24 protein-coding genes are annotated in these 25097 nt (G+C 64.8%); 10 read left to right on the top strand and 14 right to left on the bottom strand.

Features of this window, described 5'->3' with window-relative positions; translation table 11 throughout:
• Positions 1-24: 24 nt before the first annotated feature.
• The 5 genes from BFL43_RS19800 to hrcA form a co-directional block, all read right to left on the bottom strand.
• Positions 25-1038: a PhoH family protein gene (locus BFL43_RS19800; protein WP_240498384.1), complete on the bottom strand. Its 1014-nt coding sequence runs from the start codon at positions 1036-1038 to the stop codon at positions 25-27.
• 127 nt (positions 1039-1165) lie between these two features.
• The gene (locus tag BFL43_RS19805) at positions 1166-1948 is read right to left on the bottom strand and encodes an alpha/beta hydrolase (protein WP_084894305.1); all 783 of its coding nucleotides are present in this window, start codon (positions 1946-1948) and stop codon (positions 1166-1168) included.
• The gene (locus BFL43_RS19810; RefSeq protein ID WP_084894197.1) at positions 1945-2718 is read right to left on the bottom strand and encodes a 16S rRNA (uracil(1498)-N(3))-methyltransferase; all 774 of its coding nucleotides are present in this window, start codon (positions 2716-2718) and stop codon (positions 1945-1947) included. Before BFL43_RS19810 ends, BFL43_RS19805 begins: the two co-directional genes overlap by 4 nt.
• 9 nt (positions 2719-2727) lie before the next feature.
• Entirely contained in the window at positions 2728-3882 is a 1155-nt protein-coding gene (gene dnaJ, locus BFL43_RS19815; protein WP_084835347.1) for a molecular chaperone DnaJ, read from the bottom strand.
• A 69-nt stretch (positions 3883-3951) separates the two neighbouring features.
• A complete protein-coding gene (gene hrcA / locus BFL43_RS19820; RefSeq protein ID WP_084835348.1) occupies positions 3952-4986 on the bottom strand; it encodes a heat-inducible transcriptional repressor HrcA in 1035 nt (344 codons plus the stop codon).
• Between the two features lie 68 nt (positions 4987-5054).
• Between hrcA and BFL43_RS19825 the strand changes: the two genes are divergently transcribed.
• Entirely contained in the window at positions 5055-5492 is a 438-nt protein-coding gene (locus BFL43_RS19825; RefSeq protein WP_240498370.1) for a type II toxin-antitoxin system VapB family antitoxin, read from the top strand.
• On the opposite strand, the gene hemW is transcribed toward BFL43_RS19825, so the two are convergent.
• The gene (gene hemW, locus BFL43_RS19830; RefSeq protein WP_084894198.1) at positions 5404-6576 is read right to left on the bottom strand and encodes a radical SAM family heme chaperone HemW; all 1173 of its coding nucleotides are present in this window, start codon (positions 6574-6576) and stop codon (positions 5404-5406) included. The genes BFL43_RS19825 and hemW overlap by 89 nt on opposite strands.
• A 72-nt stretch (positions 6577-6648) precedes the next feature.
• On the opposite strand from hemW, the gene BFL43_RS19835 reads away from it, so the two are divergent.
• The 6 genes from BFL43_RS19835 (at position 6649) to BFL43_RS19860 (ending at position 12944) form a co-directional block, all read left to right on the top strand.
• Complete coding sequence (locus BFL43_RS19835) at positions 6649-7206, top strand: potassium channel family protein (protein ID WP_084894199.1); 558 nt, start codon at positions 6649-6651, stop codon at positions 7204-7206.
• 345 nt (positions 7207-7551) lie between these two features.
• The gene (locus BFL43_RS19840; protein ID WP_143695434.1) at positions 7552-9252 is read left to right on the top strand and encodes a nitrite/sulfite reductase; all 1701 of its coding nucleotides are present in this window, start codon (positions 7552-7554) and stop codon (positions 9250-9252) included.
• Positions 9249-9980, top strand: coding sequence for a phosphoadenylyl-sulfate reductase (locus BFL43_RS19845; protein WP_084894200.1), 732 nt, complete (start codon positions 9249-9251; stop codon positions 9978-9980). Before BFL43_RS19840 ends, BFL43_RS19845 begins: the two co-directional genes overlap by 4 nt.
• The gene (gene cysD, locus BFL43_RS19850) at positions 9977-10915 is read left to right on the top strand and encodes a sulfate adenylyltransferase subunit CysD (RefSeq protein ID WP_084894307.1); all 939 of its coding nucleotides are present in this window, start codon (positions 9977-9979) and stop codon (positions 10913-10915) included. Before BFL43_RS19845 ends, cysD begins: the two co-directional genes overlap by 4 nt.
• Positions 10915-12225, top strand: a complete 1311-nt coding sequence (locus BFL43_RS19855) for a GTP-binding protein (protein ID WP_084894201.1) — start codon at positions 10915-10917, stop codon at positions 12223-12225. Before cysD ends, BFL43_RS19855 begins: the two co-directional genes overlap by 1 nt.
• The gene (locus tag BFL43_RS19860; protein WP_084894202.1) at positions 12222-12944 is read left to right on the top strand and encodes a sirohydrochlorin chelatase; all 723 of its coding nucleotides are present in this window, start codon (positions 12222-12224) and stop codon (positions 12942-12944) included. The genes BFL43_RS19855 and BFL43_RS19860 overlap by 4 nt, the downstream gene beginning before the upstream one ends.
• 70 nt (positions 12945-13014) lie before the next feature.
• Here BFL43_RS19860 and BFL43_RS19865 read toward each other — a convergent pair whose 3' ends face one another.
• Positions 13015-13617, bottom strand: a complete 603-nt coding sequence (locus tag BFL43_RS19865; RefSeq protein WP_084894203.1) for a TetR/AcrR family transcriptional regulator — start codon at positions 13615-13617, stop codon at positions 13015-13017.
• A gap of 68 nt (positions 13618-13685) precedes the next feature.
• On the opposite strand from BFL43_RS19865, the gene BFL43_RS19870 reads away from it, so the two are divergent.
• Complete coding sequence (locus BFL43_RS19870) at positions 13686-14525, top strand: alpha/beta hydrolase (protein WP_084894204.1); 840 nt, start codon at positions 13686-13688, stop codon at positions 14523-14525.
• A gap of 78 nt (positions 14526-14603) precedes the next feature.
• Here BFL43_RS19870 and BFL43_RS19875 read toward each other — a convergent pair whose 3' ends face one another.
• The 5 genes from BFL43_RS19875 to BFL43_RS19895 form a co-directional block, all read right to left on the bottom strand.
• Positions 14604-15602, bottom strand: a complete 999-nt coding sequence (locus BFL43_RS19875; RefSeq protein WP_084836708.1) for a sulfate ABC transporter ATP-binding protein — start codon at positions 15600-15602, stop codon at positions 14604-14606.
• Positions 15599-16495: a sulfate ABC transporter permease subunit CysW gene (gene cysW, locus BFL43_RS19880; RefSeq protein ID WP_084836707.1), complete on the bottom strand. Its 897-nt coding sequence runs from the start codon at positions 16493-16495 to the stop codon at positions 15599-15601. Before cysW ends, BFL43_RS19875 begins: the two co-directional genes overlap by 4 nt.
• The gene (gene cysT / locus BFL43_RS19885) at positions 16492-17340 is read right to left on the bottom strand and encodes a sulfate ABC transporter permease subunit CysT (RefSeq protein ID WP_084894205.1); all 849 of its coding nucleotides are present in this window, start codon (positions 17338-17340) and stop codon (positions 16492-16494) included. The genes cysW and cysT overlap by 4 nt, the downstream gene beginning before the upstream one ends.
• Positions 17337-18410 carry a sulfate ABC transporter substrate-binding protein gene (locus BFL43_RS19890; protein ID WP_084894308.1) on the bottom strand — a complete coding sequence of 358 codons (1074 nt, stop codon included), beginning with the start codon at positions 18408-18410 and terminating at the stop codon, positions 17337-17339. The genes cysT and BFL43_RS19890 overlap by 4 nt, the downstream gene beginning before the upstream one ends.
• Before the next feature lie 408 nt (positions 18411-18818).
• Positions 18819-19019, bottom strand: coding sequence for a hypothetical protein (locus BFL43_RS19895; protein ID WP_084836704.1), 201 nt, complete (start codon positions 19017-19019; stop codon positions 18819-18821).
• Between the two features lie 146 nt (positions 19020-19165).
• Here BFL43_RS19895 and BFL43_RS19900 point away from each other — a divergent pair, with 146 nt between their 5' ends.
• On the top strand, positions 19166-21178 hold the full coding sequence (locus BFL43_RS19900) for a glycoside hydrolase family 15 protein (protein ID WP_084894309.1): 2013 nt from the start codon (positions 19166-19168) through the stop codon (positions 21176-21178).
• A gap of 82 nt (positions 21179-21260) precedes the next feature.
• On the opposite strand, the gene BFL43_RS19905 is transcribed toward BFL43_RS19900, so the two are convergent.
• Positions 21261-22295 carry an aldo/keto reductase gene (locus tag BFL43_RS19905; protein WP_084894206.1) on the bottom strand — a complete coding sequence of 345 codons (1035 nt, stop codon included), beginning with the start codon at positions 22293-22295 and terminating at the stop codon, positions 21261-21263.
• Positions 22296-22385: 90 nt separating this feature from the next.
• Here BFL43_RS19905 and BFL43_RS19910 point away from each other — a divergent pair, with 90 nt between their 5' ends.
• Complete coding sequence (locus BFL43_RS19910; RefSeq protein ID WP_084894207.1) at positions 22386-22985, top strand: TetR/AcrR family transcriptional regulator; 600 nt, start codon at positions 22386-22388, stop codon at positions 22983-22985.
• A gap of 80 nt (positions 22986-23065) precedes the next feature.
• Here the strand turns inward: BFL43_RS19910 and BFL43_RS19915 are convergent, their stop codons facing one another.
• The gene (locus BFL43_RS19915) at positions 23066-25096 is read right to left on the bottom strand and encodes a M3 family metallopeptidase (RefSeq protein ID WP_084894208.1); all 2031 of its coding nucleotides are present in this window, start codon (positions 25094-25096) and stop codon (positions 23066-23068) included.
• Position 25097 lies beyond the last annotated feature (1 nt).

A 25097-nucleotide genomic window follows, 5' to 3' on the forward strand; every position in this document is an offset into this window, starting at 1 on the left:
GCCTCCTGGCGTCGGCAGGGATACTCATCGGCTGCGTCCACCGCCGGCGCGCCGCTGGGCGCGATTGCCGTGCAGCTCGTTGGTGGCCTCTTCCCTGCCGTACGCGTCGACGATGTCGGCCACCAGGCGGTGCCGCACCACGTCGGCACTGGTCAGTTGCGAGAACTGGATGTCCTCGATGCCCTCGAGGATGCGCGCCGCGGCCCGCAAACCACTTTCCGAGCCACCCGAGGGGAGGTCGACTTGGGTGACGTCGCCGGTGACGACGATCTTCGAGCCGAATCCGAGCCTGGTGAGGAACATCTTCATCTGCTCGGCGGTCGTGTTCTGCGCCTCGTCGAGAATGATGAACGCGTCGTTCAGGGTGCGGCCACGCATGTAGGCCAACGGGGCGACCTCGATGACACCGGCCTCCATCAGCTTCGGGATCGCCTCCGGGTCCATCATGTCGTGCAGCGCATCGTGGAGCGGGCGCAGATACGGGTCGATCTTGTCGTGCAGGGTGCCGGGCAGGAATCCGAGTCGCTCGCCCGCCTCCACGGCGGGCCTGGTCAGGATGATGCGGCTGACCTCTTTCTTCTGCAACGACTGGACTGCCTTGGCCATCGCGAGATAGGTCTTACCCGTGCCCGCCGGTCCCATCCCGAACACGATCGTGTTCTTGTCGATGGCGTCCACGTAGTGCTTCTGGTTGAGCGTCTTGGGCCGAATGGTCTTGCCGCGCCGGGAGAGGATGTCCAGGCTCAGCACCTCGGCCGGGGATTCTCCGGAGCCGTCGGTGAGCATACGGACGCTGTGCCGCACGAGATCGGGGTTCAGCTCTGTACCGCGACGGACCACGGACACCAGTTCGGACACAACTCGCTCGGCGATCGCCACATCCGCCGGTTCGCCGGTGAACTTCACCGCGTTACCGCGCACGTGTATGTCGGCCACGAGATGCGACTCGAGTTCTCGGAGGTTCTTGTCGCCGGCACCGAGCAGTCCGAAAATGACATCGGGCGACACTTCGAGCGTTGTGGTCACCGCGCCGCGCACCTGAGTCCCGGCCGCGCTGTGATCAGCCCGGGTTGCGCTGTTGTCATCTCTCACGAAAGTTGCTTCTCCTGCTCTGCCAGTGATGCTTGTGTCACGATTCTACGTCCACCGAACGTCCAGTTTCGCCTCAATATTTCGTCCGCCGCGGCAATCCGAGGACGCGGACGGTCTCGAGGTGGCCACGACTGCGTGGATCGACGAACACGTCGTGGCCCTCACCAGCGACGATGATCAATTCCGCGGACTGACCGGCGGCCGATGCCCGGCGAACATAGTCCCGGCTGATCTCAGCGGGCAGGGAGGTGTCGAGGTCGCCGTGGATGGCCACCACATGGGCGGGAAACGGTGGTTGATCCACAGGTGAGGCGTCGGCGTAGAGCTGGGGCGCCTGCGCGATCGATGCACCCATGAGTGCCCGCAGCGACGGTCGGGCCGGACGATCGCCGAAGCACAGGTCCAGCGCCGCGGCTTGAGCGATGACGGTGGTGACCGAGGCCCGCTTTGTCCTTGCTCCCAACCGGGACACCGCCCAGACGGCGAGCTGTCCTCCTGCGGAATGACCGATCACGCTGACATCCGACCAGGCAACCCGGCCTGCGATGTCCTCCGGCAGGGCATATCGGACCGGGGCGTCGAGGGCCGAGAGTGCGGCGATCACGTCGTTGCCGGTCCGCGGCCACCCACCGCCGTCCTCCCCTACCCTGCGGTACTCGATGTTCCACACGATCGCCCCGCGGTCGGCGAGGTCTCTGGCGATGGCGGACTCGATCGTGAGGGCGAACTCGGTACTCCAATACCCGCCGTGCACCAACACGATGAGCGGCACCGGTCCGTCAGCTGGGGCGGGCGGAAGGTAGAGGTGCCCGAACTGCGAGTTACGTTCGCCATAAGCGAGTTTGACGCGTTTCACGGTGCCCGCCAGCCCGGTCCGACATCCCACCTGGACGTCAGCGCACCGATCGCCCCCAAGGCGACGGCCCCCGCACTGGAGGTGCGCAGCACCTCGGGACCGAGCAGGACCGAGGTCGCGCCGACCGCCACCAGGGCTGCGATCTCGGAGTCGTCCAGTCCACCTTCGGGTCCGATCACCAGCATGATCTGGGTCGCCGTCGCCAGTGCTAGTGCGGACAGACTCGTCGCCGCTCCCTCATGGAGAACAGCGACCACTCCTCCGCTGTCGATCACGGCCTGCGCTCGCGCGACAACATCTTTGGTGGTGGCGAGCGGTGAGATCTCGGGGATGTAGGCGCGTCGGCTCTGCTTGGCTGCCGCCCTGGCGGCGAACTGCCACTTGGCAACCCCTTTATCCGCCTTGGGCCCAACCCATTTCGACACACAGCGCGCACTCTGCCACGGCACGACCGCGTCGACGCCTGCCTCGGTGGCGAGGTCGACCGCCAACTCTGAACGCTCCGACTTCGGCAGTGCCTGCACGATCGTCACGGCCGGTTTCGGCATCGGCGTCACCGCGACCTCGAGAACCCGGGCCTCGAGCGAACTCTTCCCGGCGGTGTGGATCACTTCGCAGAGCCCAGCGGTACCGGCACCGTCGGAGATGATGATCCGTTCTCCCGCAACGAGTCTGGTCACGGTCACCGCGTGACGACCTTCATCGCCGTCCAGTCGCACCGTGGACTCCGCACCGGGAACCGCCTCGACCCAGAACACCGGTGGGCTCATCGACAGTGGTCAGCGCCCGGCAAAGGCGTTACGCAGCCGCGAGAACAGTCCACCGGTGTTGGAGGATCCTGCGGTTACCAGCTCGATCTGCTCGCCGACCGCCAGCTTCTGATATTCCTTGAGTTTCGCCACCTGCTGGGCATCGAGGCGCGTCGGCACGACAACGTCGAGATGCACGTGCAGCGCCCCTCGGACACCCGTGTGCAGATGCGGCATGCCCTGCCCACGCACCTTGGCGATCTGACCCGGCTGCGTGCCCGGGTCGATCGTGACGTTGGTGGACCCTCCGAGGATGGTGTCGATGTCGATCGATCCGCCGAGCGCGGCGTCGACCAGGGGAACCCGGACCGTGCAATGCAGGTCGTCGCCATCTCGGACGAACACCGGGTGCTGCTTTTCCGCCACCTCGACGTAGAGGTCGCCGGCTGCACCGCCACCGGGGCCGACCTCACCCTGACCGACCAGGCGCACCCGCATGCCTTCGCCGACACCGGCGGGGATCTTCACCGTCAGTGTCCGCTCGGACCGCACCCGCCCGTCGCCGCCGCATTTGTGGCAAGGATCCGGAATGGTCTCGCCGGCACCGTTACAGGTCGGGCAGGGGCGTGACGTCATGACCTGGCCGAGGAACGACCGCTGGACCGACTGGATCTCGCCTGCGCCCTTACAGGTGCTGCAGGTCACCGGCTTGCTGTTGCCGTTGGTTCCCTTGCCGGTGCACACGTCACACAGGACCGCGGTGTCCACGCGGACCTCTTTGCTGACGCCCGCGGCGCATTCGTCGAGGTCGAGCTTCATGCGCAGCAGCGCGTCCGAACCGGGTTGTACACGACCCCGGGGCCCTCTGCTGCCTCCGCCGGCCCCACCGAAGAATGCCTCGAAGACGTCTCCGAGGCCACCGGTGCGGCCGCCGTTGCCGAACCCACCGAACCCGCCGGCGCCGGCCGATTCCAGCGGATCCCCACCGGCATCGACGATGCGGCGTTTGTCCGGGTCTGTCAGGACCTCATATGCGGCCGACACATCCTGGAATCTGGTCTGGGCAGACTCGTCAGGGTTGACGTCGGGATGCAGTTCGCGGGCGAGCTTGCGGTAGGCGCGTTTGATCTCCTGATCGCTCGCGCCCCTGTCCACCCCAAGAATCCCGTAGTAATCACGTGCCACGGCGGTGTGTTGTCCGTTCTCTCTTCGTAAGCGTCTTGTGTGTTTGCGGCGTGCGTGCGGCTCTGCACGTCACCGGTCGGCCAGGACCTCGCCGACATATCTGGCAACGGCGGCGACCGAGGCAATCGTTCCCGGATAGTCCATTCGGGTCGGGCCGAGTACCCCGAGACCACCGAATACTGTTCCCGAGGCACCGTACCCGGTGGAAACCACCGCGGTTCCCCGCAGGTTCTCTTCGCGGGTCTCTTCGCCGATCTGAACCGTGACGGTCCCGGAGTTCTGGGTGGCCGCCAACAGTTTGAGCACCACCACCTGCTCTTCGAGCGCTTCGAGGACCGAGCCCATCGCACCGGCCATCGGCGCGAAGTCCGCGGCGGCCCTGGTCAGATTCGAGGTACCACCGAGCACGAGCCGGTCCGCGGACCGCTCGACGAGCGTCTCGACCAGGACCGTCGCGACCCGGATGAACGGCTGCCGGAGGTCTTCGGGAGCCTGGTTCGCCAGCTCTGCCACCGCGTGTGAGGCGACCTCGAGCCGCTGCCCGTTCAGCGCCGCCGAGAACATGTCGCGCAACCGCGCGATGTCGTTGTCTCCGAGGTCAGCGCCCAATTCGACCATGCGTTGCTCGACGCGCCCGGTGTCGGTGATGACCACCAGGAGCAGTCGGGACGGGGTCAGCGCGACGACTTCGAGGTGCCGCACCGCCGACGACGAGAGCACCGGATACTGGATGACAGCGACCTGCCGGGTCAGCTGCGCAAGGAGTTGTACCGAGCGGCGCAGGACGTCGTCGAGATCGACGCCGGAATCGAGGAAGCTCAGGATCGCCCGACGTTCGACCTGAGAGATCGGCTTGACCTCACTGATCCGGTCGACGAACAGCCGATACCCCTTGTCGGTGGGAACCCGACCCGAGCTCGTGTGTGGCTGTGTGATGTATCCCTCGGCCTCGAGCACCGCCATGTCGTTGCGGACTGTGGCACTGGACACACCGAGATGGTGACGCTCGACGAGCGCTTTCGATCCGATCGGCTCCTGGGTCGCCACGTAATCGGTGACAATCGCGCGCAAGACCTCGAAGCGACGTTCATCGGTGCTCGACATGAGCAGTTCACCTCCAACCCTCAGTGTTGATCCAGTCTACGGCGACCCGGAACGGATACGGTGAACCGGTGATCTTCAAAGGTGTCCGCGATGGCAAGCCGTACCCGGACCATCAGCTGTCGATCCGCGATTGGGCCAAGATCCCGCCGCGGCAACTGCGGCTCGACCAACTGATCACCGTCACCACGGTGTTGGCTCTGGACAAGCTCCTCTCGGAGGACTCGACGTTCTACGGCGACCTCTTCGCGCACGCGGTGCGCTGGAACGGCGACATGTACCTCGAGGACGGTCTCCACCGGGCCGTCCGTTCTGCACTGCGTAACCGTCACGTCATCCACGCCCGGTTGCTCGACCTCGACAACATGTCCGCGCTCACGCAACAGAGCGCGTCACCGGCGCCCCCGGCGGACGACTTCGCTACCCCGCCAACAGGTTTCGAACCACCCCATCGGCAAGCAGACGACCACGGCTGGACAGAACCAGGGACTGTCCGACGAGTTCGGTGAGCCCATCGGCGATGCTCTGGCGCGCCCGCCGCTGCTCGGTGGCGTCGAGTTCGTCCCACGGCAGCCCCGTCGAACGGCGCAGGGTGAGCATCACGCGTTCGGTGTGCTGATCATCTGTCGTCAACTCCTCCGTGCCGGCGACCGGGAGTTCGCCTGCTCCGACCGCCGCGGCATATTTCGCCGGGTGCTTGTGATTCCACCAGCGGACACCGGCCACATGTGAGTGCGCTCCCGGGCCCGCGCCCCACCAGTCCGCGCTGTCCCAGTAGCCGAGATTGTGGCGGCACAGAGCGTCGGGAACGCCGATACTCGCCCAGTTCGACACCTCGTACCACTGCATTCCGGCCGCGGTGAGGGCTGAATCGATCATCTCGTAGCGCGAGGCCAGCACGTCGTCGTCCGGAGCCGGTAGCTCGCCGCGGCGGACCTTGCGCGCCAGCGCCGTGCCGTCTTCGACGATCAGCGCGTAGGCGGAGACGTGGTCCACTCCGGCTGCGAGGACGGCATCGAGTGATGCGCGCAGGTCTTCGTCTCGCTCCCCCGGCGTTCCGTAGATGAGATCGAGGTTCACGTGCTCGAGGCCTGCGGCGCGCGCCTCGAGGGCTGCAGCCACCGCGCGGCCCGGGGTGTGCGTGCGGTCGAGAACCTTGAGCACGTGACTTGCGGCCGACTGCATGCCCAGCGAGACACGGGTGAAACCGCTCGCGGCGATCCCCTCGAAAAACGCCGGCGAGGTCGACTCCGGATTCGACTCGGTGGTGATCTCGGCGCCCGGCGCGATGTCGAAGTACCGCCGCACCGAGGCCAGGACGTCGCCGAGCCCCTCGGCCCCCAGCAGCGACGGGGTGCCACCGCCGACGAAGATCGTGGACACCGGACGCACGGGTGCCAGTTGTCGCGCCGCCATCGCCAGCTCGCCGTCGAGGGCGCTCAGCCACTGATCGGTCGACGCAGCCGTTCCGAGCTCGCCGGCCGTATAGGTGTTGAAGTCGCAGTATCCACAGCGCGTCGCGCAGAACGGGACGTGAATGTAGAGCCCGAGAGGCGTCTCGGTGTGCGATCGCGGGATCAGAATGTTCGACATCGTGGTTCGATCATCCCAGCAGGGCCGGTCGCAACGCCAAACGCGCCGGCCGCGATCGACCGGGGGTCCGCGATGACAGCGTCCAGCAGGGCAAACACGAAGATCGAATGGCCGAAGCGTCTTCTCGTACTGACGTCGCTGCGATCGCTCGCCACGGTCGTCGTGTATCTCGTGGCGTACTTCGCACTGCCGTGGAAGTCCTTCGACGACTGGGCGGGATTGGCCATTGTGGTGGCGTTTCTCGGGGTCGCCCTGCTGACCGCGGTATGGCAGATCGGTCAGATCATGCGGTCGGCCACGCCCGCGGTCAAGGCCATCGAGGCATTGGCGATCATCGCGCCGATCTACCTGCTCGCGTTCTCCCTCGGGTACTACATGCTCTCGGTCAACGACCCGGCTCAGTTCAACGAGCCACTGTCGCGGATGAGCTCGCTGTACTTCACGATCTCGGTGTTCGCGACCGTCGGTTTCGGCGACATCACCGCCTCGGTCGACGTGTCGCGCGCGGTGGTGACCGTGCAGATGGTGCTCAACCTGATCGTGGTGGGCGTGGGGATCAAGATCATCCTGGCCGCGGTGAAGTGGGGGCGCGACCTCAAGAAGTCACAAACTCCGCCGCCCGGGGAATGAGCCTCACAGCGTCGTTGTTGGAAATGCAAAGACCGGCTGGCAATGCACTTCGACTCGCCATGAGTCGAACTAAGCCCAAGTAGACGCACCAAGGGAGGCCGTGGCACTATGGGCGACGTGACTTCTCAAGGGGTGTGGCTCGCGATGCGGCGGCACATTGATCTCAAGCGCGCATGCAGCGCGCTGTGTCATAACTAGTCCGTACGTTCCGTAGCGACCCGCAGCCCGGGTTCGCGCAGGTCTGAACACGTGCGACTTCCGCCCTCCCCTTCATCCATTTGCAGGACTCCGGGTGCCATCGGCACTTGTTCGCGGCTGCCCCGGGTCCGCCAGACAGGAGCATTCATGACGTCGACAGCCGACGCCCCCGGGAAACCGGCCAAGCGCGCACGACCCGCGAAACGGCGCGCAGAAGGGCAGTGGGCTCTCGGATATCGCGAGCCGCTCAACGCCAACGAGCAGGCCAAGAAGGACGACAATCCGCTCAACGTCCGGGCCCGGATCGAGAACATCTACTCCAAGCAGGGCTTCGACTCTATCGACAAGGGCGATCTGCGCGGCCGGATGCGCTGGTGGGGGCTCTATACCCAGCGCGCCGAGGGTTACGACGGCACGTGGACCGGCGATGACAACCTCGACCTCCTCGAGGCCCGGCATTTCATGATGCGGGTCCGCTGCGACGGCGGGGCCCTGACCACCGATCAGCTCCGCACGGTCGGGCAGTTGTCCACCGAGTTCGCCCGTGACACCGCCGATCTCTCCGATCGCGAGAACGTCCAGTACCACTGGATCAACATCGAGAACGTCCCCGAGATCTTCGAGCGGCTCGAATCGGTCGGTCTCAAGACCACCGAGGCCTGCGGCGACTGCCCGCGCATCATCCTCGGTTCACCGCTGGCCGGGGAAGCCACCGACGAGGTCCTCGACCCCACCCCGGCGATCGACGAGATCGTCCGCCGGTACATCGGCGACCCGAAGTACTCCAACCTCCCCCGCAAGTTCAAAACGGCCATCTCCGGTCTGCAGGACGTCGCCCACGAGATCAACGACGTCGCCTTCATCGGCGTCAACCACCCCGAACACGGTCCGGGACTGGATCTCTGGGTCGGTGGCGGCCTTTCCACCAACCCGATGCTCGCCCAACGCGTCGGCGCCTGGATCCCACTCGACGAGGTCCCCGACGTGTGGGAGGCCGTCGTCTCGGTCTTCCGCGACTACGGTTACCGCCGGCTGCGCACCAAGGCTCGCCTGAAGTTCCTGATCAAGGACTGGGGCATCGAGAAGTTCCGCCAGGTGCTCGAGGACGAGTACCTCGGCCGCAAACTGGTCGACGGTCCCGCCCCGATCCCGCTGACCGCGCCGCGTGACCACATCGGTGTCCAGAAACTCAAGAGCGGGCTGAACTCCGTCGGATTCGCCGCCATCGCAGGCCGTGTGTCCGGGACGAAGCTGACCGCTGTGGCCGACGCCGCCGAGCGCGCAGGGTCGAATCGGATCCGCTTCACGCCGTACCAGAAGCTGGTCGTTCTCGACGTTCCCGACGACAAGGTCGAGCAGCTCATCGAGGAGATCGCCCCGCACGGACTCGAGGCCCGGCCCTCGCCGTGGCGACGGAACCTGATGGCCTGCTCGGGTATCGAGTTCTGCAAGCTCTCGTTCACCGAGACCCGTAAGCGGTCGCAGGTGCTGGTGCCCGAGCTCGAGAAGCGACTCGCGGATGTCAACGAGCAGCTCGATGTGCCGATCACCGTCAACATCAACGGTTGCCCCAACTCGTGCGCCCGCGCTCAGATCGCCGACATCGGCTTCAAGGGCATGTTGGTCGAGGATGGCGACGGCAACACCGTTGACGGGTTCCAGGTCCATCTCGGCGGCAGCCTCGGACAAGATTCGGCTTTCGGCCGAAAGTTGCGCCAGCACAAGGTGCTCTCGGGTGAGATCGGCGACTACATGGACCGGGTGGTCCGGAACTTCATCAAGGAACGGAACGAGGGCGAACGGTTTGCGGAGTGGGCGGTTCGCGCCGATGAGGAGGAATTGCGATGAGTACCGCTATTCGCGATGAGGCGAAGTTGCGTGACCTTGCCGAGCAGGGTGCCGCTCAACTCGGGCCGGACGCGTCGGCACAGGACCTGTTGCGGTGGACCGCCGACACGTTCGGCAGCGATTTCATCGTCGCGTCGAACATGCAGGATGCCGTGCTGATCGATGTCGCGGCCGCGGCGATCGACTCCGAGCAACTCGGAGGGGACAAGCTCAAGGTGCTGTTCCTCGACACGGGATATCACTTCGCCGAAACCCTCGGCACGCGCGATGCCGTCGAACACGTCTACGGCGTCGAGATCGTGAACGCGAAAGCCGAACAGTCTGTCGCGCAACAGGATGCCACCGTCGGTCGCAATCTGTTCGCCACCAACCCCGGAGAGTGCTGCCGCCTGCGTAAGGTGGTGCCGCTCAAGCGTGAGCTGTCCGGCTACCAGGCCTGGGTCAGCGGTATCCGCCGGGTCGAGTCGCCCACCCGCGCCAACGCACCGCTGATCTCCTTCGACGACGCCTTCGGACTGGTGAAGATCAACCCCCTCGCGGCGTGGTCGGACGAGCAGTTCCAGGAGTACATCGACACCAACGGTGTCCTGGTCAATCCCCTTGTCGATGAGGGCTACCCCTCGATCGGCTGCGCGCCGTGCACCAGTAAGCCGGTGGAAGGCGCTGATCCTCGAAGCGGCCGTTGGGCCGGTCTTGCCAAAACAGAATGCGGGTTGCACGCCTCATGACCGTTGAACAGAGCACCGACCTGCTGCCGGTGGACACAGACGACGAGTTCACCACCCTCGATGCCCTCGAGTCCGAGGCCATCCACATCTTCCGCGAGGTCGCGGGCGAGTTCGAGCGCCCCGTGATCCTCTTCTCGGGTGGCAAGGACTCCACGGTGCTGCTGCACGTGGCATTGAAGGCGTTCTGGCCTGCGCCGCTGCCGTTTTCGCTGCTGCACGTCGACACCGGACACAACCTGCCCGAGGTGCTGGAGTTCCGCGATGACGTCGTCGAACGCCACAACCTCCGGCTGCATGTAGCCAAGGTCGAGGACTACCTCGCCGACGGGCGGCTGTCGGAGCGGCCCGACGGGATCCGGAATCCGTTGCAGACCGTGCCGTTGCTCGACGGGATCACCGAGAACCGTTTCGATGCGGTCTTCGGTGGCGCCCGCCGCGACGAGGAACGCTCTCGCGCCAAGGAGCGGATCTTTTCGCTGCGCAACGCGTTCGGCCAATGGGACCCCAAACGTCAGCGACCCGAGCTGTGGAACTTGTACAACGGCAAGCACGCACCGGGCGAGCATGTCCGCGTTTTCCCGCTGTCGAACTGGACCGAGCTCGACGTGTGGCGGTACATCGCTCGCGAACAGGTACTCCTGCCCTCGATCTACTACGCGCACGAGCGGCCCGTCTACTCACGCGACGGCATGTGGATGACCCCCGGCCCCTGGGGCGGTCCTGCCGAAGGCGAAGAGCTGAAGACCCTCTCGGTGCGCTACCGCACAGTGGGCGACGGATCCACCACCGGTGCCGTGCTGTCCGACGCCACCGACAACGAGATGGTTCTCGCCGAGGTCGCCGCATCCCGCCTGACCGAGCGCGGTGCCACCCGCGGCGACGACCGGGTGTCCGAGGCTGCCATGGAAGACCGTAAACGCGAAGGCTATTTCTGATGACAAACGCCTCTGAATTGCACGCTCCGGATCTACTGCGCCTCGCCACTGCGGGCAGCGTCGACGACGGCAAGTCCACCCTGGTGGGCCGGCTGCTCTACGACACGAAGTCTGTGCTCGCCGACCAGATCGACGCGGTCACCCGCGCCTCTGTCGACCGCGGGCTGGATCAGCCGGACCTGTCTCTGTTGGTCGACGGCCTGCGTGCCGAGCGTGAACAAGGCATCACCATCGACGTCGCCTACCGGTACTTCGCTACGCCGACAAGGTCTTTCGTACTCGCCGACACTCCCGGGCACGTCCAGTACACCCGAAACACCGTCTCCGGGGCATCAACTGCCGGGTTGGTGATCCTGCTCGTCGACGCGCGTAAGGGTGTCATCTCGCAGACCCGTCGCCACGCCGCGGTGATGGCGTTGCTCGGGGTCCCGCGTCTCGTGCTCGCGGTCAACAAGATCGACCTCGTCGATGACCCCGAGAAGGTGTTCGGCGAGATCCGCACCGAGTTCACCGACATGACCACCTCGCTCGGGTGGAGTGCCGACCGGGTCGTGTCCATCCCGGTGTCCGCTCTGCACGGCGACAACGTGGCGATCCGCTCCGAGAACACCCCGTTCTACGACGGTCCCACCCTCATCGAACACCTCGAATCCGTTCCGGCCAGCGAAGATCGCAAGCCGGTCGGCTTCCGCTTCCCCGTCCAGTACGTGATCCGTCCCCGTACCGCCGAGTACCCGGACTACCGCGGTTACGCCGGTCAGGTCGCTGCCGGCCGGGTCACCGTCGGCGACGAGGTCGTGGTGTTGCCCTCGGGTACGCACACCACGGTCGAGCGCATCGACACCGCTGACGGATCTCTGCAGTCGGCACACACCGGCCGCAGCATCACCGTGGTCCTCGCCGATGACGTCGACGTCTCCCGCGGCGACGTGATCGCAGCGGTCGCCGATGCGCCCGAACCGATCTCACAGTTCAGCGCGACCGTCTGCTGGCTGGGCGACAAGCCGTTGCGCCCCGGTGCGCGGCTGCTGCTGAAGCACGGCGCCCGCACCACGCAAGCCATCGTCGGAGGACTCGAGGTCTTGTTCGACGAGCAGGAACTGGTCCTGCGTGACGCCCCGGACGCGTTGGAGCTCAATCAGATCGGCCGCATCTCGGTCCAGACCGCTCAGCCGGTCAGCGCTGACGACTACAACACCAATCGTGAGACCGGTAGCTTCCTGCTGATCGATCCGCAGGGCGGAAACACCCTCGGGGCCGGGCTCGTGGGTGATGCACTGTCGTCATTGCACCTGAAAGAACTTGTGTGACAACACTTGTTCTCGCCGCTCACGGGAGCCGTGATCCGCGGTTCGCGGTGACCGTCGAGCGCATCGCGCACGCGGTCAGCGAGCGACTCGCCTGCGTCGACGTGCGCCTCGCCTATCTGGACCTCAACGGCCCGATGGTCCAGCAGGTGCTCGCCGATTGCGAAGGCGACGTCGTGGTAGCTCCCCTATTGCTGTCGGCCGCGTTTCACAGCAAGGTCGACCTGCCTGCGATCATCGACGAAGCCTGCGCGACGAATCCGGCGATCAATGTTCGGCAGTTGCCGACGTTGGGCAGCGACCCCCGTCTGATCACTGCGCTCGCCGACCGCCTCGACGAGGTCGGGTTGCGGCCCACAGACGGTGTGCTGTTCACGGCGGTGGGCTCGAGCGATGACGCCGCCGACGGGTCTGTTCACCGACGCGCATCCGAGCTTGCGGCCGAGCTCGGCAATCCCCTCGTCCAGACGGTATTCGCCACTCGTCTGGGTACCGACAACAGCAATGTGCGCGCCGCCGTGCACCGCTTGCGTCTCGGCGGTGCACGGCGCATCGTCGTGAGCCCCTACTTCCTGTCGGCCGGGTTGCTGACGGAGCGCGTGGACGCTGCCGTCGATGCACTCGCCCCGGGGGCACAGATCGCCGGACCTCTTGGCGCGCACCCGCAATTGGTGGACGTCGTGTGCGATCGCTACCTGACCGCGGTTCACGCCACCGTCTGAGCCGATTTCGGTGGGTTTTGGTGGGCGTTTGCCCAGGTCGGCCTCACCAGAACCCACCAATTCCGGCCGGCTACTGGATCGCCTGGCGGCTACCGACTGGATCTAGCCCAACGCCCTCATACCGCGCCGACAGTGCGGTTCCGGCGGCGATCAGCGGCCGTGTGTCGCGCAACGTCCGTGCCATCACGAATGCCCCCTCCAGCGAGCAGACGATTGCGGTGATCGCCTCCTCGGCCATCTCAGACTTCAATCCCCGGCTCTCGAAGTAGGCTTGCCCCAACGTGATCCAGTCGGTGAACACCCCTGCAGCCGCACGCCGAAGCGACTCGTCAGAGTTCGCGACCTCCCCCGCGACCGTCGACACCGGACACCTGTTGGCGAAACCGGTCTGCTCGGTGACCTCGGCGGCCTGGGCGAACGCAGCCCTGATTCCCGCTCCGAGATCGACCTGATCGGCGAGCACCGCCGGGATGACGGCTGCATATGCGATGCCCGCATTGACCAGGGCCTCCCGCGCGATCTGAGACTTCCCTTCAGGAAAATGGTGGTAGATCGAGCCGATCGGAGCGCCGGAGCCCGCCACGATCTGCTTCATACTCAGGGCCGAGTAGCCGTGGACGCGCATGAGTTCGATCGCGGTCGTCAGAATCGTTTCTCGCGTACCTCTTGCCATCTCTACCTCCTTCCTCCCATACTAGAACAGTCACTCTAGAACAGTCGCTCTAGTTTCTGGGAGGTCCGATGCGCACGGTTGAGCTCGAGGCGGGAACCATCGAGTACCGCGAAGAAGGCGATCCGAACGGGCCGCCGGTGGTGTTCACGCACGGATTGCTGATGAACGACCATCAGTGGGATCTCGTATTGCCGCTGCTCCCCAACGGTTTTCGTTACCTGCTGCCGGTACTGCCACTCGGTGGGCACCGGATACCGATGAAGGCCGGCGCCGATCTGACGATGCCGGGGATGGTCGCCATCCTGTCCGAGTTCCTGAGTTCACTGAAATTGCAGGACGTGACCCTGGTCCTCAGCGATTGGGGCGGACCACTGTTCCTCCCTGAACTGTCGAACGGTGAGCGGATCAGCCGGTTGGTCATCTGTCCCGCCGAGGCCTACGACAATTTCCCTCCGGGGTTCCCCGGCAAGGTCGTCAAGGTGGCAACCTCGGTACCCGGCGGGATCCTGTTCGCGCTCCATCAATTTCGCAATCGTGTTCTCCGCCGCACGCCCATGGTGCTGGGCCTCATGGCCAAGAAACCGATCTCCGACGACATCATCCGGCAATGGACCGACCCCGGCATCGCTTCGGCAGGAGTCCGCCGCGACGTACTCGCCTACTGCAGAACGAAATTCGACAACGCAGAGCTCGTCGCCGCCACCGAGAAGCTGCGCGACTTCACCGGCCCTGCCCTGGTCATCTGGGCACCGAGAACCAACGTGATGCGCCGCGAGCACGGCGAGCAACTCGCGACCCTGCTCCCCAAAGGCGACCTCGCCGAAGTCGACGACGCCTACGTGCTGATCATGCTCGACCAGCCGCAGCGCACCGCCGATCTCATCAGCGAGTTCCTGCAGTCGACCTGACCGCCGCACACGCGCCGGAACCACGAAGACGATCCACCTGTAGGTGGATCGCCTTCGTAAAGGTGGCGCGTGTGCGGGTCAGGCGAGCGCGGCGTCGGGAACCCGGGTCGCGCGAACGTAGACTTCGTCACCGTCGTTCAGCCCTAGCGCGGACGCATCGCCGCGGGTGATCTGCGCGTGGAAGTCCTCGCCGGTGGCACCGTTCTCCAACTCCACGCGCACCTCGAAGCCCAGGTACACCACGCGCTTGACGCGGGCTTTGAGAACGCCCGTCTCGGCCGCGTTCGGCTCCGCCGATTCCAGCGCCAGATCAGGCGTACGTCCGACGCGAATGTCGTGCGGCCGCACCAGGACTCCGTTGAGCTTGGCGACGGAACCGAGGAACGACATGACGAACTTGTTGTCGGGACGGTCGTAGAGGTCGGCCGGAGAACCGATCTGCTCGATGCGGCCCTTGTTCAGCACCGCGATCCGGTCGGCGACGTCGAGCGCCTCCTGTTGATCGTGGGTGACCAGCACGGTCGTCACCTGCACCTCGTCGTGTAGCCGCCGCAGCCACGCCCGCAGGTCCTCACGAACCTTGGCGTCGAGGGCACCGAACGGCTCGTCGAGCAGGAGCACCTTGGGATCGACCGCGAGTGCCCTGGCCAACGCCATGCGCTGCCGCTGACCACCGGAGAGCTGTGCGGGGTAACGAGTTTGGAAGCCTGCGAGTCCGACGACCTCCAGGAGTTCGTCGACCTTGGCCTTGACCTCGTCTTTCGGACGCTTGCGGATCTTCAGGCCGAAGGCGACGTTGTCGCGCACCGTCATGTGCTTGAACGCGGCGTAGTGCTGGAACACGAATCCGATGTCGCGGCGCTGCGGCGAAACCGTGGTCACGTCGTCCCCGTTGATCAGCACCGTGCCCGAGTCGAGTTGATCCAGACCGGCAATGGCTCGCAACAGGGTCGACTTTCCCGAACCCGACGGCCCGAGAAGCGCTGTCAGTGACCCAACCGGGATGTCGATCGAGACATTGTCGAGTGCGGCAAAGTCGCCGTATCGCTTGTTCGCATCAATCACCGAGATCGTCATACCAGTTCACTCTCCTGCGTTTTCGGGGCTGTCTCGCTCGGGGCGGTGACCGCGTCGGTCTCGTTGCTCGCCTTGCGACGTTCGATTTTGTTGGTACCGGTGCGCTTTTCGACCAGGGTCATGAGCAGCAGCACCAGGATTGCGATCATCATCAGTAGAGTCGCGGCCGCATAGGCGCCGTACTCGTTGTAATCGTCGGTGTACCGCGACGACACCAGCAGCGTGAGGGTCTGCGAGACGCCCGGCAGATTGGACGACACCATGATCACGGCCCCGTATTCACCGAGTGCCCGGGCCACGGTGAGGACGACACCGTAGGACAGGCCCCACCGGATGGCCGGCAAGGTGATCCGCCAAAACGTCTGCCAGCCACTGGCACCGAGGGTCGCAGCGGCCTCTTCCTGCTCGGTCCCGATCTCACGGAGCACCGGCTCGACCTCGCGGACCACAAAGGGCAAGGTCACGAACAGAGTCGCCAGCACCATGCCCGGGAGCCCGAAGATGACGGTGAACCCGGCGCTCTCCAGACCGCCGAACCAGCCCCCGTATCCCCACAGCAGGATCAGGGCAACTCCGACGACGATCGGCGAGACCGCGAACGGCAGGTCGACGATGGCCTCGACGACCCCGCGTCCGCGGAATCGTCCGCGGACGATAGCGAGCGCGGTGAACACACCGAAGACCACGTTCAGCGGGACCACGATCGCGACGATCAACAGACTCAGCTGCAGCGCCGAGATCGCGGCGGGGGTGGTGATCCACTCCCAGAACTGAACGATGCCGTGTTCAAAAGAGCGGTAGAAGATCAGCGCCACCGGCACGACCAGGAGGACGAACAGATAGAGAAGCGCAATCGTGCGCAGGGTGAGTCGCGGGAATGTGGACAGTTTCATCGGCTCTGCTCCTCGCGCTTGGACGTGCGGCGACCGACGACGCGCAACACCAGTAGCACCACGAAGGCGATGAGCAACAGCACCACCGAGATGGCAGAGGCGTCGACGGGTGAGTCGATCTCGATCTGCTGCTGGATGTACTGCGACGCCACCTGCGTCTCACCGGGGATGTTGCCGCCGATCAGGACGACCGAGCCGAATTCACCGATGGCGCGGGTGAATGCCAGGCCGGCACCCGACAGCACCGCAGGCGCCAGCGCGGGGAAGATGATCTTCCACCAGATGACCCAGTTGGTGGCGCCGAGAGAGGCCGCGGCCTCCTCGACCTCTTTGTCGATCTCGATCAGCACGGGCTGCACCTGACGCACCACGAACGGCAGGGTGACGAAGGCGAGCGCGATGACCAGCGCAGGCCGGGTCGCGTTCAATTCGATGTCGATCGGGCTGTTCGGTCCGTAGAGCGACAGCAGCACCAGGCTGGCGACGATCGTGGGCAACGCGAACGGCAGGTCGATGAGCGAGTTGACGAACCGCTTGCCGGGAAACTCGTCGCGGACGAGAACCCAGGCGATGAGGGTGCCCATCACGACATTGATCAGAGCCACCACCAGCGACACGAGAACGGTCACCTTGAGCGTGTCGATCGCGTTCTCATCGGTGACCGCGGTCCAGAACCCGCTCCATCCGTCGTCGAACGCCTCACTGGTGATCGCGGCGAGCGGCAGGAGCACGATGATGCTCAGCCACAGGCCCGCGACACCCACGCCGAGCGGCCCGACGCTGCCCCACGTGCGTTTCGCCGGCCCCGAAGGCAGCGGTTTGAGCGGTGTAACCGTGGTTGTCATACCTTGCCTCCGGCGTCATAGATCCCCGTGATTGCGCCCGATGTTCCGAACAGCGCCTTGTCCACCGCGGGCCACCCCTTGAGGTCTTTGCCCTTGTTCTCCTCGGCTGTGCCCTCCCCGAGCACCGCACCGAGTTCCTTGATCGTCCACAGCTTTGCGATCTCACCCGGGAACAGGTCCTTGGTTTCCTCGATGACGGTCTCGTCGACCGGCCGGAAGCCCTGCTCCGCCCAGATCCGCTGCGCGGCAGGTGTGAAGAGGTAGCTGACGAACTCGTTGGCGGCTTCCTTCTCTTTGCTGAAATTCACCACCGCGACCGGGTTCTCGATCTTGAACGTCTCCGGAGGGATGACGTAGTCGACGCGCTGACCCGGCTTCGCAGTCGCGTTCTGGTTCTTGAGGAAGATCGCTTCGTTCTCGTAACTGATCAACACATCGCCTTGCCCCTGCTCGAACGCCGTGGTCGCCTCGCGACCCGACTTCGGCTGGATGCGGGTGTGGTCACGGACCAGCTCGGCCACGTAATCCAGGCCCGCCTGCTCGTCGACGCCACCATTGCTCTTAGCGGAGAACGGTGCGAGCAGATTCCACTTGGCAGAGCCGGAGCTACCCGGGTTCGGGGTCACCACCTGGATGCCCGGCTTGAGCAGGTCGTCCCAGGTCCGGATGTTCAAAGGATTGCCCTCCCGAACGACCAACGCCACGACAGATCCGAACGGAGTGCTGCCGTTCGGATACTGCTCGGCCCAGTCCTTGTCCACCACACCTGCTTTCACCAGGCGGGTGATGTCAGGAGCCACCGAGAAGTTGACGACGTCGGCAGGAACACGGCGCGCGACCTTGCGCGACTGATCACCGGACGCACCGTAGGACGCGGCGAAGCCGATGTCCTTGCCTTCCTCGGTGTCGCGGAACGCCGGGATGATCTCGTCGTAACCGATCTTCGGCACCGCGTACGCGTACAGGTTCAGGTGCTTGGAGCCACTGGAGATGTCCTGGCCGCCGGGCTCATCTGTGGAGCCGCCGCCGCAGCCGGACAGGACCAGCGCGGAGACGGCGAGAACGATGATCGAAGCGGCGGCGGATCTACCTCGCCGGCTCCGCCCTCGCTTTCGCGGTGCGGATCGAGTGGATCGAAAAAACACGGTTGTGTCCCCTAGTTTTGTTCAGGTCAGAATCAGTTGTGTTCAGGTCAGAGTCTTCAGATGCTGATCGGCGGCAGAACGAAGCCCGCGAGAATGTCGATCAGCGACACAGAACGTCAAAAACGCAGCGATAGTCGACCGCGAACAGCGCCAGGGTGTGGCGCACGCGGTAACCGCCGGGTGCTGACATAGGCGGAACATTAGCAGCTGAAATTCGGGTCAGAACGTAGCGAGTGAGGTCTTGCTCACGTCGCATTCAGCGCAGCAACAACCAGGCCACGACGACGAGCACGATCAGTGCGATCAACGCCACGGTCACCTTAGATCGGGGCATCACTGTTCTCCGGGGTCGACGTCGGCGGATTCGCGGCGGTCCAGGAGCCGGAACGAGCCGTCTACCAGGAGGTTCATCAGATACGAAAGTCCGATGGCAAGTGGTACGACGATCGCTGCGGACACCAGGATCTGTGGAACGAAGGACAACGACGTCAACCATTCCTCGACGCCGTCCCACCATCGGGTCACTTCATCCACTCCGTCACCCTACCGCCTCGACTTTTGTTCACGGTGATTCAAAATCCTGCACCGCCCTGACCTGGCCGCCCCATCGCCAGAAAATGACTGTGACGAGAATCGTCGCATCGGTGGCAGACGGCATCGCCCGACAGCATGATAGATCCATGACAACCACATCCGAGGGCAGCAGCAACTCTGACCTCACCGCCACCAGACCGAGAACAGCGTCTCACGGCGGCAACTCACCGTTGAACAGCCCGTCGCCGGCGTCGGCGCCACCGGTGGCACAGAACGCCTTCCCACCCATCGGCGACTACGCGTTCCTCTCCGATTGCGAGTGCAACTGCCTGATCGCCCGCAACGGTTCGGTCGAGTGGATGTGTTTCCCCCGCCCCGATTCGCCGAGCGTCTTCGGAGCCGTCCTCGATCGCAGTGCCGGCCACTTCAAGCTGGCGCCATACGGGGTCAACGTCCCGGTCGACCGTCGTTACCTGCCCGGCAGCCTGATGGTCGAGACCACCTGGCAGACCGACACCGGATGGCTGATCGTTCGTGATGCACTGGTGATGGGTCCTTGGCATGACAACGAGGCGCGATCACGCACGCACCGACGCACCCCGACGGATTGGGACGCCAAACACATTCTGCTCCGAACAGTGCGCTGTGTGAACGGCACCGTCGAACTGGCCCTCAGTTGCGAGCCGGCCTTCGACTACCACCGGGGTGGCACCAAATGGGAGTACTCGGGGCCGGCGTACGGCGAGGCGATCGCGACCGCCACCGGCGTGAAAGGCGACGCCCAGTCACTCCGGTTGACCACCAGCCTGAAACTCGGACTGGAAGGCCGAGAAGCGCGGGCACGTACTCGAATGGTCGAGGGCGACAACGAGTTCGTCGCGATGAGCTGGGGCAGCCCCGCGGCCCCGCAGGACTGGGCCGAAGCAGCCCAGATGATGTGGGAGACGTCCGAGTCATGGCGTCAGTGGATCAACGTCGGCCGGTTCCCCGACCACCCGTGGCGTAACTATCTACAGCGCAGCGCCCTCACGCTGAAAGGCCTCACCTACTCCCCGACCGGCGCCCTGCTCGCGGCCGCCACGACATCATTGCCGGAAACTCCGCAGGGTGAACGCAACTGGGACTACCGCTACGCCTGGGTGCGCGACTCCACCTTCGCGTTGTGGGGCCTGTACACACTCGGACTCGACCGTGAGGCCAGCGACTTCTTCTCGTTCATCGCCGACGTCTCCGGCGCGAACAACGGCGAACACCATCCGCTGCAGGTGATGTACGGCGTGGGCGGTGAGCGCACACTCGAGGAATCCGAGCTCAACCACCTCTCCGGCTACGACGGCGCGCGACCGGTGCGTATCGGCAACGGCGCGTACGACCAACAGCAGCATGACATCTGGGGCACCATGCTCGACTCGGTGTACCTCAACACCAAAGCCACGGAGACGGTGTCGGAAACCCTCTGGCCTGTCCTCAAGGCTCAGGTCGAAGAGGCGATCAAGCATTGGCGCCAGCCCGACCGCGGCATCTGGGAAGTACGCGGCGCGCCCCAGCACTTCACCTCGTCGAAGGTCATGTGCTGGATCGCGCTCGATCGCGGCGCCAAGCTGGCCGCCATCCACGGCGAGAAGTCCTACGTCTTCCAGTGGACCGAGATCGCCGAGGAGATCAAGGCCGACATCCTCGAGTTCGGTGTCAACGATCGCGGCATCTTCACGCAGCGCTATGGCAGCGATGCCCTCGACGCGTCACTGCTGCTCGTACCTCTCCTACGGTTCCTCCCCGCCGAGGATCCGCGGGTACGCAACACCGTCCTCGCCATCGCCGACGAACTCAGCGAGGACGGCCTCGTCCTGCGTTATCGGGTCGAAGAAACCGACGACGGGCTCTCCGGCGAGGAGGGCACGTTCACGATCTGTTCGTTCTGGTTGGTGTCCGCGCTGGTCGAGATCGGCGAACTGGCCCGCGCCAAGGTGCTGTGCGAACGGCTGCTGTCGTTCGCCAGCCCACTCAAGCTCTACGCCGAAGAGATCGAACCGCACACCGGTCGCCACCTGGGGAACTTTCCTCAGGCGTTCACCCACCTGGCCTTGATCAACGCGGTCATGCATGTGATCCGTGCCGAAGAAGCTCAGGGGCACGGCACCTTCATCCCCGCAAACTGACTCCCGCCCCGATCTTGGTGGGTTCTGGCGAGCATTCCCGCAGGTCAGCATCGCCAAAACCCACCAAGATCGGAGCATACGGTCACACCAGGGGCGGATTGAGCTGGGCGAACGCTGCTTGGCGTCGGTAGGGAAAATACGGATACGGGGCGTCTCTGGCGCTCACGACATCGAGACGGGCGATCTGCTCGGGGTCGAGTTCCCAGCCCACGGCTCCCAGATTGTCCCGCAGTTGGTGCTCGTCGCGCGCCCCGATGATCACCGACGACACCGTCGGCCTACGTAACAGCCAATTCAGGGCGACCTGAGGGACAGTGCGGCCTGTCTCCTCGGCGATGGCTGCGAGAACGTCGACCACCGAGAACAGCACATCGTCGTCCACCGGCGGTCCGGCAGCGGCCGTGGCGTGGAGCCGGCTGCCTTCTGGAATCGGTTGTCCGCGTCGGACCTTCCCGGTCAGCCGTCCCCACCCGAGGGGACTCCAGACGAGTGCTCCCACACCTTCCTCGGCGGCGAGCGGCATCAGCTCCCACTCATAGTCTCGGCCGATCAGTGAGTAATACACCTGATGCGCCACGTAACGCGAGAATCGTTGTCGTTCAGCAATTGCGCGCGATTTCATCAGTTGCCAACCGGAAAAGTTCGACACACCCGTGTATCGAATCTTGCCTTGTCTCTGCAGCAGATCCAGCGTGCCGAGCACCTCGTCGATCGGCGTCCGGGCATCGAAGGCGTGCAACTGGAACAAGTCGATACGATCGGTCCGAAGCCGACGCAGCGCGAGTTCGACAGCCCGGATCAGGCGCGATCGTGACGATCCCGCATCGAAGGGGCCGTCGCCGGTCGGCAGGCTCGCCTTCGTCGAGATGAGCACGTCATCCCTGCGGCCTTCCAGGGCCGCGCCGAGAACTTCCTCCGACGCTCCCGCCGAGTACACGTCCGCGGTGTCGAAAAGGGTGATCCCGGCATCCATACAGAGGCCGACGATTGTTTTGGCCTGTTCGACCCCGGTGTCACCCCAGGCACCGAACAGTTCACCCGCCCCGCCGAATGTGCCTGCGCCAAAACTCAATTCGGACACGACAAGACCTGACTGACCTACCCGCCGATACTCCATCACAACTCCTTTAATGGGACATGTTTCCCGTTAGACGAACGTAGCACGTCCAGCGCACTAAAGGAACTATCTTCCCGTTACACTCGATGGATGACCGAACCCGGAACCACCCGACCCGGCGGGCGAACCGCCGCCGTCCGAGCATCGGTCCTTCGCGCAGCGGGCGATGTGATGGCCGCATCCGGATTGTCGGGACTCGACCTCACCGACGTCGCCGTGCGCGCCGGTGTCGGAAAAACGACGGTCTATCGGCGGTGGGGGTCAGCGGCGAACCTGGTCACAGACCTGCTGTCGGAGATGGCGGCCGAGTCCTCGCCCCGCTCGGACACCGGTTCGTTGTCAGGCGATCTGCACGCCAACGCAGCACTGGTTTACAGAACCCTGTCAGACGAACGCCAGGGACCGCTGTTCAAGGCGATGATCGCCGCAGCAACGTGCGACCCCGTCACCGCTTCGGCGTTGGAGCACTTCTACGACACCCGAGTGGCGGAATGGGCGCCATGCGTCACCGACGCCATCTCTCGTGGCGATGCCCCCGAGGGAACGAACTCGGAGTCGGCCATCCGACAGGTCTCGGCACCTCTCTACTACCAATTTCTCACCACGACAAAACGACTCACCCCGGCCGATGCGGAACGAGCGGCGGACGCTGCTTTGGCCGCGATCGCTGCAGGCCTCTTCCGAAACTAGTTCCCGTCGAGCTACTTTCGGCACACTCGACGGTGATATCGGCACGGTCGGCGGTGATATCGGCCCGCTCGACGGCGGGATCAGGTGGGTAGCAGCCCTCGGCGGCGTAGCAGGGGCTCGATCTCGGCGGGGCGACCCAGCAGTTCTTGATGCGCGACGATCGGATCGACGCTGTCGCCGCGGGACAGGGTGGTCTCGGCGAATCGCTGACCCAGTTCTGCCGACAAGCCGCCACCGGTCAGGAACCACTGTTCGGTTTCCGCGTCGAGGACTTCGGACCAGATGTACGAGTAGTACCCGGCCGAGTACCCACCGCCGAAGATGTGATAGAAGTACGAGCTCCGGTACCGCGGCGGGATGAGCTCGGCCGAGGCTCCGGCCTTCGTCAACGCAGCTTTCTCGAAGGCCTCGACGTCGGTGATGTCGTCTTCGACCGTGACCCGGTGCCACGCCATGTCGAGGATCGCCGCCGCCAGGTACTCGATGGTCCCGTGCGCGGACTCCACATCGGCGTTGGCACGGGCGGCATCCGCCAGTTCCTGAGGAATCGGGGCACCTGTCTCATGGTGTTTGGCGTACTGCTGCAACACCTTCGGGTGCAGCGCCCACATCTCGTTCACCTGCGACGGGAATTCGACGAAGTCACGGGGCACCGAAGTCCCTGACTGCGACGGATAGCGGACGGTGGACAGGAGTCCGTGCAGGGCATGACCGAACTCGTGGAACAGCGTCGTCAACTGGTCCATCGTGAGCAAACACGGTTGTCCCGCTTCGGGTTTCGTGAGGTTGAGAACGTTGACGATGACGGGCCTGCTCTTGAGCAGCAGACTCTGGTCGATGAAATTGTTCATCCATGCGCCACCCCGTTTACTGGGCCTGGCAAAGAAGTCACCGAGGAACAGACCGATGGACGTGTCCGACCGATCGAAGACCTCCCATACGCGGACATCCGGGTGATACGTCGGCAGGCCTGCACGCTCGATGAACCGCAGGCCGTAGAGCTGACCGGCAGCGAAGAACACACCCTGGGTGAGCACCCTGTCGAGTTCGAGGTAGTCGGAGAACCCACCCAGCGGGACCGCTGAGCGTTGCTGCTCGTCCTTGGCCAACCAGTACGTGAGATCGGAGGGCCCGATGTCCGTACCGACGTCCTTCGCGAGCCGGGTGAGTTCACGTCCACCCGCACGCATCGCCGACGACATCAAGTCGGTCAGCAGATCTTCGACTGCTTCGGGGCTCGGTGCGGTCTCCTCGGCGATGACGAACTCGGCGTGATCGCGATAACCGAGCAACCTGGCACGTTCGGCGCGGAGCCGGACGATCTCGAGAACCATCTCCCGGGTGTCGTGCGGACCGCCTCGCGCACAACGGTTCACCGACGCATCGAAGACTCGTCGACGAGTTTCCGGGTCTTCGAGCGACGTCACGGTGGATTGACTCGTCGGCAACTCGATGGCGAGCAGGTACCCGGACTCGTGCCCCGCTTCGGCCGCCGAGCGGCGTGCAGCGGCGATCTGTCCGGACGAGAGGCCGGCGAGCTTGTCCACGTCGTCGACGAAGACCGCCGAGTCGTTGCTGTCGTCGAGAATCCGTTGCCCGAATGCGGTGGTCAGCGTCGCCAGCCGTTCGGAGATCTCCCTCATCCGGACCTGTTCCGCCGCGTCGAGGCCTGCGCCTGCGCGGATCGATCCCCGGTGCCGCTTCTCGAGCAATCGTAGTGACGGCTCGTCGAGATCGAGGGATTCCCGGTCCTCGAACAGGGTGTTGATCCGGGCGAACAAGCCTGGATGCAGCGCAATGGTGTTGCCGTGCGCGGTCAACTTCGGCGCGAGCACCGTGGAGATCGCGTTGCGCTCCGGGTTGGTGTCAGCGCCACTGAGATTGAAGAAGATGCCGGCCGCCCGTGCGAGCAACTGACCACTGGTCTCGAGCGCTTCGATGGTGTTCGCGAACGTCGGCTGCGCCTTGTCACCCGCGATCTTCTCGACCTCCCGCAGGTGTGCGGCCATCGCCTCGTCGAAAGCAGGCAAGAAGTCGTCGTCGCTGATCGACGGGAAATCAGGCAGGCCGTGCAGATGCGGGCTCGGGGCGAGAACCGGGTTCGAAGACATG

This window comes from Williamsia sp. 1135, from assembly GCF_002095395.1.
Taxonomy (GTDB): Bacteria; Actinomycetota; Actinomycetes; order Mycobacteriales; family Mycobacteriaceae; genus Williamsia.